This window comes from Candidatus Merdisoma sp. HCP28S3_D10, from assembly GCF_052065835.1.
In the GTDB taxonomy this organism is placed as follows: Bacteria; Bacillota; Clostridia; order Lachnospirales; family Lachnospiraceae; genus Laedolimicola.
This window is the reverse complement of the sequence record NZ_JBQHTG010000001.1, coordinates 726,999-745,424: the sequence shown is the minus strand read 5'-3', so window position 1 is coordinate 745,424 and position 18,426 is coordinate 726,999. Positions and strand designations below refer to the sequence as shown.

Here is an 18,426-nt window from a genome sequence, read left to right as displayed (position 1 = left end):
TCATGTCATTTGTACATTTACACACCCATACAGAATACAGCCTTCTGGACGGGTCCAATAAGATAAAAGAATATGTGGCCCAGGTGAAAAATCTGGGCATGACGGCGGCGGCCATTACGGATCATGGAGCCATGTTCGGCGTCATTGATTTCTACCGGGCGGCCCGGGCGGAGGGGATTAAGCCGATCTTAGGCTGCGAGGTCTATGTGGCTCCAAATTCCCGCTTTGACAAGGAGACCACCGGAGGGGACGACCGGTATTATCATCTGGTGCTGCTGGCGGAGAACAACCAGGGCTACGCCAATCTGATGAAAATCGTATCCTGCGGTTATGTGGAGGGCTTTTACTACAAGCCCCGTGTGGATATGGAGGTCCTGCAGGAGTTTCATGAGGGAATCATCGCCCTGTCCGCCTGCCTGGCGGGCGAGGTGCCCCGGTATATCCAGAAGGGACTTTATGAGGAAGCGAAAAAATCTGCTTTAAAATATGAAGCAGTCTTTGGAAAAGGAAATTATTTCCTGGAGTTGCAGGATCACGGCATTCCGGAACAGAAGACCGTGAATCAGGCGCTGCTGCGTATGAGTCAGGAGCTTCAGATCCCCCTGGTAGCCACCAATGACTGTCATTATACCTATGCGCAGGATGTGAAGCCCCATGATATCCTGCTCTGTATCCAGACCGGCAAGAAGCTGGCGGATGAGGACCGGATGCGCTACGAGGGCGGTCAGTATTATGTGAAATCCCCGGAGGAAATGGAAGCGCTTTTTCCGTATGCGAAAGAGGCGTTGGAAAATACAGGGAAAATCGCGGAGCGCTGTAATGTGGAGATTGAATTCGGCGTTACCAAGCTCCCCAAATACGATGTGCCGGAGGGCTATACCTCCTGGGAATATCTGAATAAGCTCTGCTTTGACGGACTGGCAGAGCGCTACCCGGACGATGACGGTACCATGCGGGATCGTCTGACCTATGAGCTGGGCGTGATCAAAAATATGGGCTACGTGGATTATTTCCTGATTGTCTGGGACTTTATCCATTATGCCAGGGAGCATGGAATCGCAGTGGGACCGGGACGTGGATCCGCGGCCGGAAGCATTGTTTCCTATACTATGGGGATCACCAATATCGATCCCATGCGCTATCAGCTGCTGTTTGAGCGCTTCCTGAACCCGGAGCGTGTGTCTATGCCGGATATCGATATTGACTTCTGCTATGAACGGCGGCAGGAGGTGATCGATTATGTGGTGCGGAAATACGGCAAGGACCGGGTGGTACAGATCGTAACCTTCGGTACCCTGGCGGCCCGGGGCGTAATCCGGGACGTGGGCCGGGTGATGGACTTGCCCTATAACTTTGTGGATTCTATTGCGAAAATGGTACCCCAGGAGCTGAATATTACCCTGGAAAAGGCCCTGAAAATGAATCCGGAGCTCCGGAAAAGCTATGAAAATGATCCGCAGGTGCAGGAGCTGATCGATATGTCCATGCGCCTGGAGGGACTTCCCAGACACACCTCCATGCATGCGGCGGGCGTGGTGATCAGCCAGAAGGCGGTAGACGAGTATGTGCCGCTGTCCAGAGCCTCCGACGGCTCCATCACGACACAGTTTGTCATGACGACCCTGGAGGAGCTGGGACTGCTGAAAATGGATTTCCTGGGACTGCGTACCCTGACGGTAATCCAGGACGCGGCCCGTATGGCTTCGGAGCGGACCGGACAGACCATTGATATAGACCATATCGATTATGACGATCCGGCGGTATATGCTTCCTTAGGAACCGGAAAAACCGACGGCGTGTTCCAGCTGGAAAGCAGCGGCATGAAGGGCTTTATGAAGGAGCTCCGACCCAGGAGCATGGAGGACGTGATTGCGGGCATTTCCCTGTACCGTCCGGGCCCCATGGACTTTATTCCCCAGTATATCCGGGGAAAGGATCACCCGGAGAGCATTACTTATGACTGTCCCCAGCTGGAGGAGATCTTAAAGCCCACCTATGGCTGTATCGTTTATCAGGAGCAGGTTATGCAGATCGTGCAGAAGCTGGCCGGCTATACCCTGGGACGAAGTGATCTGGTGCGCCGCGCCATGTCCAAGAAAAAGGCGGCGGTGATGGAGAAGGAGCGTCAGAATTTCGTCTTCGGAAACCCGGAGGAGGGCGTGCCCGGCTGTATCGCAAACGGCATTCCCGAGCAGACGGCCCAGAAGATTTACGATGAAATGATAGATTTCGCCAAGTATGCCTTCAACAAATCCCACGCGGCGGCTTACGCGGTGGTGGCTTATCAGACAGCCTGGCTGAAATATTATTATCCGGTAGAATTCATGGCGGCGCTGATGACTTCCGTCATCGACAATTCCGGAAAGGTATCCGAGTATATCCTGACCTGCCGGCAGATGGGAATCGATATACTGCCGCCGGATATCAACGAGGGCGAGGCCCGGTTTTCCGTAGCCGACGGTTCCATCCGATTTGCGCTCTGCGCTATCAAGAGCATTGGACGTCCGGTGGTGGAGGCGATCATCGAGGAGAGAAGGCTGGGCGGACGCTTCAAGAGCCTGACGGATTTTATCGAGCGGCTGGGCGGCAAGGACGTCAACAAGCGGGTGGTGGAAAATCTCATCAAGGCGGGCGCCCTGGACAGCCTGGGCGGCAACCGGCAGCAGTTTATGTTGGCCTACGCCGGGATCATGGACGGGGTAACCCAGAGCCAGAAGACGATGATGGCCGGACAGCTCTCCCTGTTTGATCTGGTGGGCGAGGAAGAAAAGGCAAGCTTCCAGGCCAAGCTTCCCGATGTGGACGAGTACGACAAGGAGCAGAAGCTCTTCTTTGAAAAAGAGGTGCTGGGCGTCTATGTCAGCGGCCATCCCCTGGAAAAATACATGGATCGCTGGAAGAAAAATATCACGGCGGTGACCACGGATTTTGCGCTGGACGAGGAGACGGGCGAGACGAAGCTGCATGACGGGGAGTCCGTGGTCATCGGCGGTATGATTACCGGAAAAACCATCAAATATACGAAGAATAATAAGGTTATGGCCTTCCTGCAGCTGGAGGATCTGCTGGGAACGGTGGAGGTTGTGGTATTCCCCAACGTGTATGAGCGAAGCGCGGAGGCACTTCAGGAGGATGCGAAAATCTTTCTGAGCGGTCACGTGGACGCCGGGGACGACCGGGCGGCCAAGCTGATCTGCGACCGGATTATCCCCTTTGACGCAGGAAAAAAGGAGCTGTGGATTCAGTTTCCCGATCAGGCGGCGTGTCTGGAGCGGGAGCCGGAGCTTCTCTCTCTGCTGGCGGACAGCGACGGGAAGGATCCGGTGGTGCTTTACGCGGCGGCAGAGAAGCGTGTGAAGCGTCTTCCGGCCGGAAAAAGCGTAAATGCGGGACCGGATCTGATGGAAAAGCTGGAAAAAAGCTTTGGGAAAGGAAATGTAAAAGTTGTGGAGAAACGTATTGAAAATATACGTCGTATGAAGTAAAATCAAAAGCTAAAGGTAGTTCTGTGCATTTATTGCACAGAACGTAAGAAAGTGATTCAGGAGTGAGCAAATCCCATCTGCAAAGCAGATTTTAAATGGATTTGCGAATCACAACTATGAGGGAACTGAATAGTTGTGTAAAATCGGACACAAAGGCGTTTCATGTAACGATCACAGGAATAGCCCGGAAATGTGAATCCGGACAGAGGCGAGGAGGAATCATCATGGCAAAAGAGATCAAAACCATCGGAGTACTGACAAGCGGAGGAGACGCGCCCGGTATGAACGCGGCAGTGCGTGCGGTTGTACGTAAGGCTCTGGTAAACGGCAAAAAGGTAAAGGGTATCCTGAAGGGCTATACGGGACTTCTGGACGAGGAAATCATAGATATGTCCGCAAACGATGTATCCAATACCATTGAGCGCGGCGGTACCATGTTATTTACCTCACGCTGTAAGGAATTCATGACAGAAGAAGGACAGAAGCGCGGCGCGGAGATCTGCCGGAAGCATGGAATCGACGGTATCGTGGTCATCGGCGGAGACGGTTCCTTCCGGGGAGCCCAGAAGCTGGCTGCGCTGGGTATCAACACCATCGGCGTTCCGGGAACCATTGATCTGGATATCTCCTGTACCGAGTATACCATCGGCTTTGACACGGCGGTCAATACAGCCATGGAGGCCATTGACAAGGTGCGTGATACCTCTACCTCCCATGAGCGCTGCAGTATTATCGAGGTAATGGGCCGGAATGCAGGCTACATTGCCCTGTGGTGCGGAATTGCCAACGGCGCGGAGGATATTCTGCTTCCGGAGAATTACGATTACGATGAGCAGAAGATTATCAACAATATCATTGCGAACCGGAAGCGGGGCAAGAAGCACCATATCATCGTAAACGCGGAGGGCGTAGGACATTCCACCAGTATGGCGCGCCGGATCGAGGCTGCTACCGGTATTGAGACCAGAGCGACGATTCTGGGACACATGCAGCGAGGCGGAAGCCCCACCTGTAAGGATCGGGTATACGCGTCCATGATGGGAGCTATGGCTGCGGATCTGCTCTGCGAGGGCAAGACCAACCGGGTAGTAGGCTATCAGCACGGACGGTTCCAGGATTTTGATATTGATGAAGCTCTGGCTATGGTGAAGGGTATTGATCCGTACCAGTATCAGGTGGCTAAGGACCTGTCCAGACATTGCTAGGAGAATAGAATTTTATGATTACAAGCACAGCGAACCAGCAGATGAAACTGCTGGTTCAGTTGAATAAAAAGAGAAAACTCAGAGATGAGCGCGGCGTCTTTATAGTGGAAGGACCGAAGATGTTCCGGGAGGCCCCCGGGGAGCGGATAGAAAAGGTTTATTTTTCCGAAAGCTTTTTTGAAAAGCATAAGGCGGAGCTGGAAAAGCGGATACAGCAGGAAAAGCTGGATTATGAGATTGTGACGGATCATGTCTTCAAGGCAGCCAGCGATACCCAGACGCCCCAGGGCGTGCTCTGTATCGTGCGGCAGCAGGAAAGCGAGCTGAAGACCCTTCTGGAGGCGGAAAAACCGCTGCTGCTACTTCTTGAGAACCTGCAGGATCCGGGTAATCTGGGAACGATTCTTAGAACCGCGGAGGGCGCGGGCGTAACCGGCGTGATTTTAAGTAAGGGCTGCGTGGATCTGTATAATCCCAAGACGATCCGGTCTACCATGGGTTCCGTGTACCGGGTTCCGACTCTGTATACAGAGAACCTGTGCGATACCGTGGAGCTGCTGAAGACCCATGGAATCCGTTCCTTCGCGGCCCATCTGAAGGGCGTGAATTGCTATGATCAGGAGGACTACCGGGGCGGCACCGCGTTCCTTATCGGAAATGAGGGGAACGGGCTGACAGAGGAGCTGACAGAAAAAGCGGATACGCTGATCCGGATTCCCATGGAGGGACACCTGGAATCCCTGAACGCAGGCGTGGCTTCCGCGCTTTTGATGTATGAGGCCTACCGGCAGAGAAGGCTTACTTTAACAGGGCCGCTTTGACGGAGGTATATTTTTTTTCCGGGATCGGAAGGGTGATACTGCCGGTCAGATGAAGGCGGAAGCGTTGGATCTGGGTTACGTGCTCCGGGTTCACCAGATAGCTCTGATGACAGCGGAGCAGGTAATCCGCATATCGCTTTTCTATAGAAGGAAGGCTGTCCCGGGTTTCATAATCGCCGTCAATGGTGTGAAGAATGGCGTGATGGCCGTTGCTCTCAACATAGATAATATGACTGTGGTTCAGATAGATGAAGGACTTGTCCGGGCTGCGGAAGGAGAGGCGCTCAGAGCGGGCCTGTCCGGCCGGGGCCATGGTGCGATAAGTTTCCGCGTAATGCACCGGGTAGATCGTGTCACGCTCGTCGTAAGAAATGGCGTTGGAGATATGGCAGACCCGGATGCGGGGTTCGCCATTCTGGAGACACCAACTCAGCTGGACCCGCTGAACCACCTGATTGGAGCTGCCGTCGGGCCAGATGGTATCTACCCGGTAGAAGACCATGATTTCACAGGCCTGCCGGCTGCCTACGGTCAGTGGAGTCAGGGTCAGATCATGCAGGACGAACTTCAGCTCATGCTTTTCCCTATGGAATGCCTCCTGAATAGCTTTCCGAGTACGCAGGATTTGCTTTTCCGCAGGGCCAATCCAGAGGGCGTCCTCGTGAAAGGCCTCCAGAAAGGGCGTAATATTATTCTGATAATACTGGTTAATAATGTCGGCGGAACGGTTGACCAGGTCTGAAATATTCATAGGGAACTCTCCTCTTTTTCCGGTTAATACAAGTGATTTTTTTACAAAAACAAGTGGTTTATGAATATTATAGGGCATTTTCTGCACAAAAACAAGATGAGATTGACAAATCCCCGTTCCTCTGCTACAATACTTCTTGTAACAAAAATGTAACATTTGTAATAATTAATTGTAATATGTGACATGAAATGTTAAATAACATGTAATGTTACTATCACGATTAAGACTTACAGGAGGTTTTTTATGAACGCAATCAGCAAAAAGGTACCGTTATTTTTCGCTCTGGTTTTTGTCTGGGTTCTGGGCTGCGGCTTTGATAATCTGGAAGTGGAGACCTCGGCAGGTATCGAGTCCGTGATGGCGGATCTGACAAGCGAAGATTTTGAAACACTGAAGATAGAAGAGGAATGGGGAGAAAAGGTTCTCGCCAATGTGGAGGACTATGTGACAGTCCGCCAGGAGCCCAATGCGGACGCCCAGGCTGTCGGCCGGATGTTCAAGGGCGACGGAGGAGAGATTCTGGAGCGTACAGAGCTGGGCTGGACAAAAGTCCGTTCCGGAAATGTGGAAGGCTATGTGAGCGACGAATACCTGCATTTCGGGCAGGACGCTTATAACGAATCCCTGGAGGAGGCTACCCTGACCGCCACATCTCTGACTGGAGGACTGCGGATCCGTTCCGAAGCCAGCACCGACGCGAAGATTCTGAAGAATGTGGAAGAAGGCGCCAAGCTGGACGTGGTAGAGCAGGCCGGCGAATGGGTACAGGTAGAGTACGCAGAGGATAAGACAGGCTTTGTTTCCGCAGAATATGTGGACGTAAATTACGAGCTGGGCGAAGCCATGACCATGGACGAAATCGAGAAGAAAGAGGCTGAGGAGAAGCGGGAGAAGCTGAAGCAGCAGTTAAGCGCGCTGCAGGCCAACGGCGACGAGGTAACGCTTCTGGCAGCTCTGATTCAGGCGGAGGCCGGCAACCAGCCCTATGAAGGCCAGGTGGCAGTGGGCGCTGTTGTTATGAACCGTGTGCGCAGCGGCCGTTACGGCAGTATCATGGGAGTGATTTACGCGCCGGGACAGTTTGGCGTGGTAAGCAACGGAACCATCGGAAGATATTTAAGCAATCCGAAGGCCAGCTGCAGACAGGCAGCCCAGGAAGCCATCAATGGTTATACCAATGTAGGAGGCTTTACCCATTTCAAAAATGCGGCGTCTCCGGTGGGCAGTGATCACATTGTGATTGGCAATCACGTATTTTATTAAAGAGAGAAATGACAGGGGTCTGTGAAGCTTCACAGATCCCTGAATTTGTGATGGGATAATTATTTTTCTTGTGCTGGAGAGCAAACTATAGTATGATTATAACAGCCGTTCCGGGGTTGGCAGAAAGTCTGACCGTACAGAAAAGGAACAGGCAGGAAAGGGGCGTGGTAAGTGATGGATGCCATGTACTGGCTGGTATTACTGATTGTGCTGGTTGTGATTGAGATTATTACGCTGGGCCTGACCACCATCTGGTTTGCCGGAGGCGCGCTGGCGGCGTTTGTTCTCGCCATGCTGGACGTGTCCCCTGTTATTCAGTGGGCGGTGTTCTGCGTGGTATCCCTGGTTTTACTTTTTGGAACCAGACCCTGGGCGCTGAAGTTTTTCAACGGACAGAAGCAGGAAAAGACCAATGTGGACAGCCTGATGGGAAAGACGGCTGTGGTGACGGCTGAGATTTGCAATCTGGAGGGCCGGGGTGAAGTATTTGTGAACGGTCTGACCTGGACGGCCCGTACAGAAGAGGATTCGGAGATCATACCGAAGGATGCCCATGTGGAAATCATTGCCGTAGAAGGCGTGAAACTGATTGTGAGAAAGAAGAAGGAGGACTGAAAATGGCGGGTTTTGTAGGAACTATTTTAGTATTGATTCTTGTTTTATTTATATTGATGATTCTTGCTTCCTGTATCAAGATTGTTCCCCAGGCGCAGGCGCTGGTAATTGAGCGTCTCGGAGCTTATATGGGAACCTGGGGCGTGGGAATTCATTTTAAGGCGCCGTTTATCGACCGGGTGGCAAAGCGCGTAACTTTGAAGGAGCAGGTGGTAGATTTCGCTCCCCAGCCTGTCATTACCAAGGATAATGTAACCATGCGGATCGACACCGTCGTATTCTTCCAGATTACCGATCCGAAGTTGTTCGCTTACGGCGTGGAGAATCCGATTATGGCTATCGAGAACCTGACAGCGACAACCCTTCGTAATATCATCGGAGATCTGGAGCTGGATCAGACCCTGACCTCCCGTGAGGTTATTAATACCAAGATGCGGGCATCTCTGGATATCGCCACAGACCCCTGGGGTATCAAGGTAAACCGTGTAGAGCTTAAGAATATCATTCCGCCCGCTGCGATTCAGGACGCTATGGAGAAGCAGATGAAGGCAGAGCGTGAGCGCCGTGAGGCGATCCTCCGGGCAGAGGGTGAGAAGAAGTCCACCATTCTGGTAGCGGAAGGACAGAAGGAATCCGCGATTCTGGACGCAGAGGCAGAGAAGCAGGCTGCGATCCTCCGGGCAGAGGCAAAGAAGGAAGCGACTATCCGCGAGGCGGAAGGTCAGGCACAGGCTATCCTGAAGGTGCAGCAGGCGAATGCAGACGGTCTGAAAATGCTGAAGGAGGCTTCCGCAGACAGTGCGGTTCTGCAGCTTAAGAGCCTGGAGGCCTTTGCCAAGGCGGCAGACGGTCAGGCAACTAAGATTATCATTCCGTCCGATATTCAGGGACTGGCAGGTATGGTAAAGGCAGTTGCCGAGGTAGCAAAAGAGAATTAGTTGACATAAGACGAGGCTGGAGGACAAAAGAAATGGACTTAAAGGGACGCGATTTTCTGACACTGAAGGATTTTACACCGGAGGAGATTGAGTATCTGGTAGAGTTGGCTGCAGACTTAAAGGCCCGCAAGAAAGCCGGAATCGTAGAGCGCGATATGCGCGGGAAAAATGTGGCGCTGATTTTTGAAAAGACCAGCACCCGTACCCGCTGCGCTTTCGAGGTGGCTGCCCACGATATGGGTATGGGAACCACCTATCTGGATCCGTCCGGATCCCAGATTGGCAAGAAGGAAAGCATTGCGGACACAGCCAGAGTGCTGAGTCGGATGTTTGACGGTATTGAATACCGGGGCTTCGGGCAGGAGATCGTAGAGGAGCTTGCGAAATATTCCGACGTTCCCGTATGGAACGGCCTGACTAATGAATATCACCCCACACAGATGCTGGCAACCCTTCTGACGGTGAAGGAGCACCTGGGACATCTGAAGGGCGTGAAGCTGGTCTATATGGGCGATGCCCGTTACAATATGGGTAATTCCCTGATGATTGCCTGCGCGAAGATGGGTATGCACTTTACCGCCTGCGCGCCGAAGCAGTATTTCCCCAATGCGGAGCTGGTAGCCTACTGTGAGAACGTGGCGAAGGAGACAGGAGCTACAATCACCCTGACAGAGGACGTGATAGACGGCACTAGAGGCGCGGATGTTATTTATACGGACGTATGGGTGTCCATGGGAGAACCGGACGAGGTATGGGAGAGCCGGATCCGTGAACTGATGCCCTATCAGGTGAATAAGAAGGTCATGGAGAATGCGGGACCTCAGGCGCTCTTTACCCATTGTCTTCCTGCCTTCCACGATCTGAAGACCGGAATCGGAAAGAAGATTCAGGAAAAATTCGGTATCGACGAGATGGAATGCACCGACGAGGTATTTGAGTCTGCCCAGTCCGTAGTTTTTGACGAGGCAGAGAACCGGATGCATACCATCAAAGCTGTGATGGCGGCGACACTGGGGGCTTAAGCATGAAAAAAGCAAGCCATGTGAGCAGGGACCCTTATTATTACTGGAAAATGATTTCCATGGTCCTGGCCTGCGCGGTGCTGATTCTGGCTCTGTTAATTTTATTTGGAGAAAAAAGGGGAATGCTGATTCCCCTTGTCTTTCTTCTGGGAGCGGGAATGTCCGCAGTGACAGGCATTATGGAGCTGGCGAAAAATAAAAAGGTGACAGGCTATATCTGCTCGATTTTTTCGGGAATCATGATAGTGGCACTGATTTTCAATATCATCTGGATGTGGTTTTTATGATAAAAGACAAGGTTTTAACGGCGCTCCGGGAGAGCGGCGGTTATGTGTCGGGACAGGAGCTGTGTGAGCGGCTTTCGGTGTCCCGGACAGCTGTTTGGAAGGCAGTCAGCAGATTAAAAGAAGAAGGATACGAGATTGACAGTGTGCCGAACCGGGGATACTGTCTTTTGACGTCACCGGACGCTATGACGGAGGCAGAGATCCGCAATTATCTTCAGACAGAGATTATGGCCCGGAAGCTGATCTGCTTCGCGGATACGGATTCCACCAATATTCAGGCCAAAAGACTGGCAGAGGAGGGAGCGCCCCACGGAACCCTGGTGTGCGCCGATCAGCAGACAAAGGGCCGGGGCAGGCGGGGACGCGCCTGGGACTCTCCTCCGGGAGAGGCAATTTATATGAGCCTGCTGCTGCGGCCGGATATCCGCCCGGAGCACGCATCCATGCTGACACTGGTCATGGGAATGGCAGTGGCAGACGCGTCCAATGAACTGATGGGACAGGAGCTGGCGGGTATCAAATGGCCCAACGATGTGGTAATCAAGGGGCGGAAGGCTTCGGGAACCCTGACGGAAATGAGCGCGGAGATGGACGGAATTCACTATGTAGTGATTGGCACCGGGATCAATGTGAATACCCGGGAATTTCCGAAGGAACTGAATCAGGCGATTTCCCTGCGTCAGGCAGTGGGACACAGCTTCCGCCGGGCAGAGCTGATTGCCCTGTGTATGAAGTATTTTGAGAAATATTATACGCTGTTTGAAAAAACCGAGGACCTGAGCCTGCTGCTTGAGGAATACGACCGTCTGCTGGTGAACCGGGATCAGGTGGTGCGGGTGCTGGAGCCGGGACATGAATATACCGGAACCGCCCTTGGGATCAACGCCCAGGGTGAGCTGCTGGTGCGCTGCCCGGACGGACACACAGAGGCCATCTATGCCGGAGAGGTATCGGTGCGCGGCGTGTATGGCTATGTATAAGGGAGAAATGATGGAACAGGAAAATACAGTCCTCTGCGGAGCCAATTCCTACGAGGAGAAATACTTTTTTAATGAACAGTTTGCGGCGCTTCCCGCAGCCATCAAGGATGAGCTGAAGATCCTATGTGTCCTTTTTGTCAATCAGGTGGGCGGCAGCCTGCTTCTGGAGTTTGAGCCGGACGGTACCCTGGTTTTCCGGGTATCCAGCCACGAGGACGATTTCTTCTTTGACGAGATCGGAAGCAGCCTGCAGATCAAGGAGCTGCGGAGAGAGAAGGGAGAGCTTCTGGCTTCCCTGGAAATGTTTTACCGCGTATTCTTTTTGAACGAGGAGACAGAACATGCATAATGAACTTTTAAAAATCGGACCCTTTACCGTATACGGTTACGGCCTGATGATTGCCATCGGTATTTTCTCAGCCTACTGTCTGGCGGAATACCGGGCCCGGAAAATCGGTCTTGATGATGAGCGGGTATTTGGCATGACCTTCTGGGCTGTTATCGGCGGAATCCTGGGCGGAAAGCTTTTGTATTACCTTACGGTGCTGCCCCAGATTGCGGCGGATCCCAGCCTGCTTTACCGGGATTTGCTGGAGGGATTTGTCATCTACGGCGCGCTGATCGGAGGCTTTGTGGGTGTTGTCCTTTATTGCAGACGCTGGAACATGAAGCTATTGGCTTATCTGGATCTGACCCTGCCCTCTGTGGCTCTGGCCCAGGGCTTCGGCCGTATCGGCTGTCTGCTGGCAGGCTGCTGCTACGGACGGGAGACAACAGGCGCTTTTGCCATCACCTTTCACAATTCCGCTTATGCTCCCAACGGCGTACCGCTGGTTCCTACACAGATCATTTCCAGTGGGCTGGATTTCCTTCATTTTCTGATTCTGATTTATTTTGTTAAAAAATGGAAAAAGAAGGACGGACAGGTAACAGGTCTGTATTTTATGCTTTACAGCGCGGGCCGGTTCGTGCTGGAGTACTTCCGGGGCGACCTGGAAAGAGGAAGCGTAGGCGTATTGTCTACCTCCCAGTTTATCGCAATTTTTATGTTTGTATTCGGAGCGATTTTTTTCTTCGGCTTCGGCAGAAAAGAAAAGGAACAGTAAATGAAGACATTGAAGATAGGAAGCGTGGAGCTTCCGAATCCGGTCATACTGGCGCCAATGGCAGGTGTAAGCGACCTGCCTTTTCGTATGTTATGCCGGGAACAGGGCGCGGGGCTGGTGTGTATGGAGATGGTCAGCGCCAAGGCCATTGCTTACCATAACCGCAATACGGAGAAGCTGATGGAGACGGACGAAAGGGAGCATCCGGTATCCCTGCAGCTTTTTGGATCCGAACCGGATCTGATGGCGGAAATCGCGGCGCAGATCGAGGAACGCCCCTTCGATATTCTGGATATCAATATGGGCTGCCCGGTACCGAAGATTGTGGGAAACGGAGAAGGCTCGGCGCTGATGAAGAATCCGAAGCTGATAGAGGAGATCATTACCAAGGTATCCCGGGCTGTGAAAAAGCCGCTGACGGTGAAGTTCCGGAAGGGCTTTGACGATGACCATGTAAATGCGGTGGAGATTGCCAGAATTGCTGAGGCCAGCGGCGCGGCGGCTGTGGCCGTACACGGACGGACCAGGGAGCAGTTTTATTCCGGAAAGGCCGACTGGGAGATTATCCGTCAGGTGAAGGAGGCCGTGTCGATTCCGGTTATCGGAAACGGCGATGTGGACAGCCCGGAGAAGGCAAAGGCGCTCCTTAAGGAGACCGGCTGCGATGGCGTTATGATTGGACGGGCTGCCAGAGGCAACCCCTGGCTATTCCGCCGGGTGAGTGAATACCTGGAAACCGGGAAGGCGCCGGAGAAGCCCTCGAAGGAAGAGGTAAAGGAAATGATGCTCCGTCACGCCCGGATGCAGGTGGAGCATAAGGGCGATTATACAGGCATCCGGGAGATGCGGAAGCATATCTCCTGGTATACCACGGGACTGCCCGGATCCGCAAAGCTACGGGGCAGAATCAACAGTGTGGAGAGCCTGGAGGAAATGGAAGCGCTTTTGCGTGAAATGTAGGGAAAAACCCACGAATGATTGACAACCGGAAGCTTTGAGTGTATAATATCGTGGATATTCTGATGATGGGAGAGTATTGGGTTACGCCATTTCTCAGAAATCTGACAGGAATAATTGTGACAGAAAAAGATATAATGGAATAGATAAGAACCAGGAAGGATGTAAAAAATGAGCGAGAAGAAAAACTTACTGACTTATGAGGGACTGAAAAAGCTGGAGGACGAGCTTCAGGATCTGAAGGTTGTCCAGAGAAAAGAGGTTGCGCAGAAGATCAAAGAGGCAAGAGAGCAGGGAGACCTGTCCGAGAATGCCGAGTACGATGCAGCAAAGGACGAGCAGCGTGATATCGAGGCCAGAATCGAGCAGATCGAGAAGATCCTGAAGAACGCAGAGGTTGTAGTAGAGGACGAGGTAGATCTGGACAAGATCAGCGTAGGCTGCGTGGTTAAGGTTCTGGATGTGGAATATGATGAGGAAGAAGAGTTCAAGCTGGTAGGCTCCTCCGAGGCAAACAGTCTGAACGGCAAGATTTCCAATGAGTCTCCGGTAGGAAAAGCCCTGATTGGCGCGCGTGTAGGCGACACCATCAAGGTAGAGACGCAGGCAGGCGAAATTGAATATAAGGTACTTGAGATCCAGAGATCCAAGTAAGAGAGATACGAGAGGAGTACGGGAATGGGAGAACAGAAGAATCAGAATGGACAGGAGCAGGATATTAACCAGCTTTTGAAGGTCCGCCGGGAGAAGCTGGCAGATCTGCAGGAGCGCGGAAAGGATCCGTTCCAGATTACAAAATTTGACGTGACACATCACAGCCAGGAGATCAAAGATGAGTTTGACGCGCTGGAGGGTAAGAATGTAACCATCGCGGGACGTATGATGTCCAAGCGTGTCATGGGTAAAGCTTCCTTCTGCAATGTGCAGGATCTGAAGGGCAATATCCAGTGCTACGTGGCAAGAGATAACGTAGGTGAAGAAGCATATAAGGATTTCAAGAAATTCGATATCGGCGATATCATCGGTATCCACGGTGAGGTATTCCGCACCAAGACCGGTGAGATCTCCATTCATGTGACAGAGGTAACCCTGCTCAGCAAGAGTCTTCAGATTCTTCCGGAGAAGTTCCATGGTCTGACCAATACGGACGTGCGTTACCGTCAGCGCTACACCGACCTGATCATGAACAGTGATGTCAAGGATACCTTTATCAAGCGTTCCAAAATTATCAGCAGCATCCGCCGTTATCTGGATTCCCAGGGCTTCATGGAGGTGGAGACTCCGCTTCTGGTAGCCAACGCAGGCGGCGCGGCAGCGCGTCCCTTTATTACACATTCCAACGCCCTGGACGAGGACTTCAAGCTCCGTATTTCCCTGGAGTTGTATCTGAAGCGTCTGATCGTCGGCGGTCTGGAGCGCGTGTACGAGATTGGCCGTGTATTCCGTAACGAGGGTATCGATACCCGTCACAATCCGGAGTTCACGTTGATGGAGTTGTATCAGGCATATACCGATTATCACGGCATGATGGATCTGACAGAGAACCTGTACCGTACCGTGGCACAGGATGTACTGGGAACCACCAAGATTGTATACAATGGCATTGAGATGGATCTGGGCAAGCCCTTTGAGCGTATCACCATGGTCGACGCCGTTAAGAAGTATTCCGGTGTGGACTGGAATGAGATTCACACGCTGGAGGACGCGCGTGAGGCTGCAAAGGCTCATCACGTGGAGTTCGAGGAGCGTCATAAGAAGGGCGATATCCTGAACCTGTTCTTCGAGGAGTTTGTAGAGGAGCATCTGCTTCAGCCCACCTTTGTAATGGATCACCCCATCGAGATTTCTCCGCTGACCAAGAAGAAGCCGGAGAACCCGGATTATGTAGAGCGTTTTGAGTTCTTCATGAACGGCTGGGAGATGGCGAATGCTTACTCCGAGCTGAATGACCCCATCGATCAGCGGGAGCGCTTCAAGGCACAGGAGGAGCTGCTGGCACAGGGCGACGACGAAGCCAACACCACAGACGAGGACTTCCTGAACGCTCTGGAGATCGGTATGCCGCCCACAGGCGGAATCGGCTTCGGTATCGACCGTATGTGTATGCTGCTGACAGATTCCGCAGCTATCCGCGACGTACTGCTGTTCCCGACAATGAAGTCATTAGGCTCAGACAAGAAGGCTTCCAAGACTTCCGAAGCAGCTCCGGCAGAAAGTGTGCCGACAACAAGTGTGTCCGCAGAGAGCGTACAGCTCGATCTTTCAAAAGTAAAAATTGAGCCACTTTTTGAGGAATTTGTAGATTTTGATACATTTGCAAAATCTGATTTCAGAGTCGTAAAGATTGAAGCCTGCGAAGCAGTGCCAAAGTCAAAGAAGCTTCTCAAGTTCACATTAAATGATGGAACTGACAAGAAACGCACGATTTTAAGCGGTATTCATGAGTACTATGAGCCGGAACAGCTTGTAGGAAAGACATGCGTAGCAATCACAAACCTTCCTACCAGAATGATGATGGGAATCCCATCAGAAGGAATGTTAATTTCAGCAGTGTACGAGTATGACGGACACGAAGGACTGAATCTGCTTATGTTAGATGATGTAATTCCTGCTGGAGCTAAGCTGTATTAAGAGAATTAAATTCATCTAAATTTGATTGGTCAAGGTCATTTGACCAAGTTTTGACCAAAAAAACTTATAGTCATATAAAGGTCAATACACGTTAGTACAGATTGCTTAGTCTGAAAAATTAAAGATTGTATTACTTAGAGGACATTTTCTAAAGAAATTTAGAAGATGTCCTCTTTTTGCGTTATAGGAACAGCTGATATAGCGAAGGAGCAGAAATGTATCATATGAGTATATCAAAGTTTATGCAGATGGCTAAGGATGCCAAAGCAATCTATAAGCTAGGTCAGTTAGTACTTGTGAATTTGAAAATATTTGATGAGTATATTGAGACATTCCATATAGTAGATGATGAATTTTATAAGTAGGTGAAAAGGATGGTAACACAATTACAGCCGGATGTTAGGGCTTACCTTCATGGTGGAGAGGTAATAAAAAGATACATAAGGGTCGAAGCGGTAGCTCAGGAATATGGATTTAGTGTAGAAGAAACTGAATATATTGCTGGTGGTACGTCCTTTTTTGTGGAATGGCGAGGTTATTTATGATATAATAAAAAAAATTTTTCACTAAGGAATGATACTTTGAAGAAAATACCAATAAATTTAATTCTGTATACAGTTATGTTCCTCATAGCAGGACTTCTTGTAATATCAGCCAGTTGCCAAAGTCATCAGGCTGTCATGCCAATCCCCATGCCTGTTCATTTTACAGGCGAGTACAGTCAAGGTGGCGGAGAATGGCAGATGCTTGACGCAAAAACAGATCTGTCTTCTTATAACGGGGCTGTAACGCTCCGTGGCAGATTTGATACAGAACTGTTGGAGGGGGCAGAAATAAGATTTTATCTAAACCACATCGGTGTGGATATATGCAGGGACGGGGAAATCCTATATGAATCAAGCCATGAAAAGTTCCCGGATATGTGCGGTAGCACGTGGGTATCGTGGGTGTTTCCGTCAGCATCGCCGGAGGACGTATTTGAAATAAAATTGTATAATCCCCATGGTTTTGGAAACAGGGACGCATATAATCAGTTTCTGGATTCCATCTACATTGGTAGTGATGTGGTAATGAAAAACTATTTTGAGCGGCAGAGCCTGCCGTATAAGGCAACTAGTATTTTCATTCTTGTGGTTTCCATTGCACTCATCGGAACAGCGGCTGGCTACAGGCTTTTACGTCTCCCTGGCAACAGTCTGCTGCTAAAGTCCGGACTCATGTCACTCATGATGGGGGTGTATATGTATCTTGACGCAAAGGACATTTCCCTCTGGAGTGGGCAGATGGCATTCAATACATATGCCAGACGGCTTGCTATGATGGGTGCGGCATGGCTGATGGGTGCGTGTGTGGCTGAATTGCTGCATGGGAAACGCAGAAAAGTATCGGAAATTGCAGTATATGTGCTGATGCTCACTGACTTTGTTCTTATGGTGGTGTCCCTTGCCGGGGCAAAGGGGATTTATGACACGGGTATTTATTGGGCAGCGGTGCAGGGAGCTGTCAGCCTGCTTCTGCTCGTTTTGACCGTTATGGAGGCAGAGGACGGCGGAAAGCGTAGGGGACTGATGCTGCCTTCCGCAATTGTGCTGCTGACCGTGTTGTTGCTTGAGCTTGTTAACTCCTGTACGGGCTGGTGGCGGGGCGGCATCTGCATTAAAATAATATTTACGGTGCTGTTTGTGTTCCATTTTGTCAGAGCAGCATGGCTGGTGGCGAAGAACCGGCAGGATTCCATCAGGGCGGAAAAGCTCAGGGAGGAACTGAAAAATAGCCACATAGTCCTCGCCATGAGCCAGATACGGACGCATTTTGTATTCAATATCCTGAATACAATCAGTGGTATGTGTGAATATGACCCGCAGAAAGCGGAAGAAACACTGGTCATGTTCGCCCATTATTTAAGGAGCTACATTAACATTATGGAGAAGGACGAGCCGGAAGCCTTTACAAAATCACTGGAACAGCTGGAGGAATATGTCTTTCTTGAGCAGGTGCGTTTCGGCGAAAAGATACAGTTTGCAAAAAACATTGAGGCAGATAATTTCAAGATTCCTCCGCTGGTTCTCCAGCCTTTGGTGGAAAATGCAATCAAGCACGGGCTGCTTCATAAGAAGCAGGGAGGGACCGTCGTCCTGCACACATGGGCGGAAAACGGCGACGTCATTATTGAGATTTCCGATGACGGTGTGGGGTTTGACATGACAAATGCACCGGGGCAGGAATCTGTCGGAATGAAAAATGTCCGTTTCCGCCTGAAGTATATGGTGGGAGGGACAATGGACATAAAAAGCATACCGGGGCAGGGTACAACAGTAACCATTACGATTCCCGGAAAACATAAAATACAGAAGACGGAGTGAAA

17 protein-coding genes and 1 pseudogene are annotated in these 18,426 nt (G+C 51.2%); 17 read left to right on the top strand and 1 reads right to left on the bottom strand.

Features of this window, described 5'->3' with window-relative positions; genetic code table 11:
* Positions 1–2: 2 nt before the first annotated feature.
* The 3 genes from ACTNCH_RS03385 to ACTNCH_RS03375 all read left to right on the top strand — a co-directional run bounded on the left by ACTNCH_RS03385 (position 3) and on the right by ACTNCH_RS03375 (position 5,511).
* A complete protein-coding gene (locus ACTNCH_RS03385) occupies positions 3–3,485 on the top strand; it encodes a DNA polymerase III subunit alpha (RefSeq protein ID WP_441014763.1) in 3,483 nt (1,160 codons plus the stop codon).
* Between the two features lie 224 nt (positions 3,486–3,709).
* A complete protein-coding gene (gene pfkA / locus ACTNCH_RS03380; RefSeq protein ID WP_441014765.1) occupies positions 3,710–4,690 on the top strand; it encodes a 6-phosphofructokinase in 981 nt (326 codons plus the stop codon).
* A 14-nt stretch (positions 4,691–4,704) separates the two neighbouring features.
* Positions 4,705–5,511: a TrmH family RNA methyltransferase gene (locus tag ACTNCH_RS03375; protein WP_441014767.1), complete on the top strand. Its 807-nt coding sequence runs from the start codon at positions 4,705–4,707 to the stop codon at positions 5,509–5,511.
* Here ACTNCH_RS03375 and ACTNCH_RS03370 read toward each other — a convergent pair.
* On the bottom strand, positions 5,489–6,262 hold the full coding sequence (locus tag ACTNCH_RS03370) for a LytTR family DNA-binding domain-containing protein (protein ID WP_441014769.1): 774 nt from the start codon (positions 6,260–6,262) through the stop codon (positions 5,489–5,491). The genes ACTNCH_RS03375 and ACTNCH_RS03370 overlap by 23 nt on opposite strands.
* Positions 6,263–6,505: 243 nt before the next feature.
* Here ACTNCH_RS03370 and ACTNCH_RS03365 point away from each other — a divergent pair, with 243 nt between their 5' ends.
* From ACTNCH_RS03365 to ACTNCH_RS03300, 14 genes and pseudogenes are all read left to right on the top strand, one after another.
* A complete protein-coding gene (locus ACTNCH_RS03365) occupies positions 6,506–7,525 on the top strand; it encodes an SH3 domain-containing protein (RefSeq protein WP_441014771.1) in 1,020 nt (339 codons plus the stop codon).
* Positions 7,526–7,699: 174 nt separating this feature from the next.
* Positions 7,700–8,140, top strand: coding sequence for an NfeD family protein (locus ACTNCH_RS03360; RefSeq protein ID WP_441016116.1), 441 nt, complete (start codon positions 7,700–7,702; stop codon positions 8,138–8,140).
* A 2-nt stretch (positions 8,141–8,142) separates the two neighbouring features.
* A complete protein-coding gene (locus ACTNCH_RS03355; RefSeq protein ID WP_441014773.1) occupies positions 8,143–9,078 on the top strand; it encodes an SPFH domain-containing protein in 936 nt (311 codons plus the stop codon).
* 32 nt (positions 9,079–9,110) lie between these two features.
* A complete protein-coding gene (gene argF, locus ACTNCH_RS03350; RefSeq protein ID WP_441014775.1) occupies positions 9,111–10,100 on the top strand; it encodes an ornithine carbamoyltransferase in 990 nt (329 codons plus the stop codon).
* Between the two features lie 2 nt (positions 10,101–10,102).
* Positions 10,103–10,387: a hypothetical protein gene (locus ACTNCH_RS03345; protein WP_441014777.1), complete on the top strand. Its 285-nt coding sequence runs from the start codon at positions 10,103–10,105 to the stop codon at positions 10,385–10,387.
* Positions 10,387–11,367, top strand: coding sequence for a biotin--[acetyl-CoA-carboxylase] ligase (locus ACTNCH_RS03340; protein ID WP_441016118.1), 981 nt, complete (start codon positions 10,387–10,389; stop codon positions 11,365–11,367). The genes ACTNCH_RS03345 and ACTNCH_RS03340 overlap by 1 nt, the downstream gene beginning before the upstream one ends.
* Positions 11,354–11,716: a DUF6145 family protein gene (locus tag ACTNCH_RS03335; protein ID WP_441014779.1), complete on the top strand. Its 363-nt coding sequence runs from the start codon at positions 11,354–11,356 to the stop codon at positions 11,714–11,716. Before ACTNCH_RS03340 ends, ACTNCH_RS03335 begins: the two co-directional genes overlap by 14 nt.
* Positions 11,709–12,473, top strand: a complete 765-nt coding sequence (locus tag ACTNCH_RS03330; RefSeq protein ID WP_441014781.1) for a prolipoprotein diacylglyceryl transferase — start codon at positions 11,709–11,711, stop codon at positions 12,471–12,473. The genes ACTNCH_RS03335 and ACTNCH_RS03330 overlap by 8 nt, the downstream gene beginning before the upstream one ends.
* On the top strand, positions 12,474–13,433 hold the full coding sequence (dusB, locus tag ACTNCH_RS03325; protein WP_441014783.1) for a tRNA dihydrouridine synthase DusB: 960 nt from the start codon (positions 12,474–12,476) through the stop codon (positions 13,431–13,433).
* A 168-nt stretch (positions 13,434–13,601) separates the two neighbouring features.
* Positions 13,602–14,084: a transcription elongation factor GreA gene (gene greA, locus ACTNCH_RS03320; RefSeq protein WP_441014785.1), complete on the top strand. Its 483-nt coding sequence runs from the start codon at positions 13,602–13,604 to the stop codon at positions 14,082–14,084.
* A 24-nt stretch (positions 14,085–14,108) separates the two neighbouring features.
* Positions 14,109–16,061, top strand: coding sequence for a lysine--tRNA ligase (gene lysS / locus ACTNCH_RS03315; protein ID WP_441014787.1), 1,953 nt, complete (start codon positions 14,109–14,111; stop codon positions 16,059–16,061).
* A 209-nt stretch (positions 16,062–16,270) separates the two neighbouring features.
* Positions 16,271–16,426: pseudogene (locus ACTNCH_RS03310) on the top strand (DUF6462 family protein); the annotation flags it as partial.
* Between the two features lie 9 nt (positions 16,427–16,435).
* Entirely contained in the window at positions 16,436–16,606 is a 171-nt protein-coding gene (locus ACTNCH_RS03305) for a hypothetical protein (RefSeq protein WP_441014789.1), read from the top strand.
* 198 nt (positions 16,607–16,804) lie between these two features.
* Positions 16,805–18,424, top strand: coding sequence for a sensor histidine kinase (locus ACTNCH_RS03300; protein ID WP_441014791.1), 1,620 nt, complete (start codon positions 16,805–16,807; stop codon positions 18,422–18,424).
* Positions 18,425–18,426 lie beyond the last annotated feature (2 nt).

What these genes read in the sequence shown, in the direction of transcription:
- greA (WP_441014785.1), top strand. Translation starts at nt 13,602, where the DNA reads ATGAGCGAGAAGAAAAACTTACTGACTTATGAGGGACTGAAAAAGCTG.
- ACTNCH_RS03375 (WP_441014767.1), top strand. Translation starts at nt 4,705, where the DNA reads ATGATTACAAGCACAGCGAACCAGCAGATGAAACTGCTGGTTCAGTTG.
- ACTNCH_RS03345 (WP_441014777.1), top strand. Translation starts at nt 10,103, where the DNA reads ATGAAAAAAGCAAGCCATGTGAGCAGGGACCCTTATTATTACTGGAAA.
- ACTNCH_RS03330 (WP_441014781.1), top strand. Translation starts at nt 11,709, where the DNA reads ATGCATAATGAACTTTTAAAAATCGGACCCTTTACCGTATACGGTTAC.
- ACTNCH_RS03305 (WP_441014789.1), top strand. Translation starts at nt 16,436, where the DNA reads ATGGTAACACAATTACAGCCGGATGTTAGGGCTTACCTTCATGGTGGA.
- argF (WP_441014775.1), top strand. Translation starts at nt 9,111, where the DNA reads ATGGACTTAAAGGGACGCGATTTTCTGACACTGAAGGATTTTACACCG.
- ACTNCH_RS03335 (WP_441014779.1), top strand. Translation starts at nt 11,354, where the DNA reads ATGGCTATGTATAAGGGAGAAATGATGGAACAGGAAAATACAGTCCTC.
- ACTNCH_RS03365 (WP_441014771.1), top strand. Translation starts at nt 6,506, where the DNA reads ATGAACGCAATCAGCAAAAAGGTACCGTTATTTTTCGCTCTGGTTTTT.
- ACTNCH_RS03385 (WP_441014763.1), top strand. Translation starts at nt 3, where the DNA reads ATGTCATTTGTACATTTACACACCCATACAGAATACAGCCTTCTGGAC.
- ACTNCH_RS03370 (WP_441014769.1), bottom strand. Translation starts at nt 6,262, where the DNA reads ATGAATATTTCAGACCTGGTCAACCGTTCCGCCGACATTATTAACCAG.
- dusB (WP_441014783.1), top strand. Translation starts at nt 12,474, where the DNA reads ATGAAGACATTGAAGATAGGAAGCGTGGAGCTTCCGAATCCGGTCATA.
- ACTNCH_RS03355 (WP_441014773.1), top strand. Translation starts at nt 8,143, where the DNA reads ATGGCGGGTTTTGTAGGAACTATTTTAGTATTGATTCTTGTTTTATTT.
- lysS (WP_441014787.1), top strand. Translation starts at nt 14,109, where the DNA reads ATGGGAGAACAGAAGAATCAGAATGGACAGGAGCAGGATATTAACCAG.
- pfkA (WP_441014765.1), top strand. Translation starts at nt 3,710, where the DNA reads ATGGCAAAAGAGATCAAAACCATCGGAGTACTGACAAGCGGAGGAGAC.
- ACTNCH_RS03360 (WP_441016116.1), top strand. Translation starts at nt 7,700, where the DNA reads ATGGATGCCATGTACTGGCTGGTATTACTGATTGTGCTGGTTGTGATT.
- ACTNCH_RS03300 (WP_441014791.1), top strand. Translation starts at nt 16,805, where the DNA reads ATGCTTGACGCAAAAACAGATCTGTCTTCTTATAACGGGGCTGTAACG.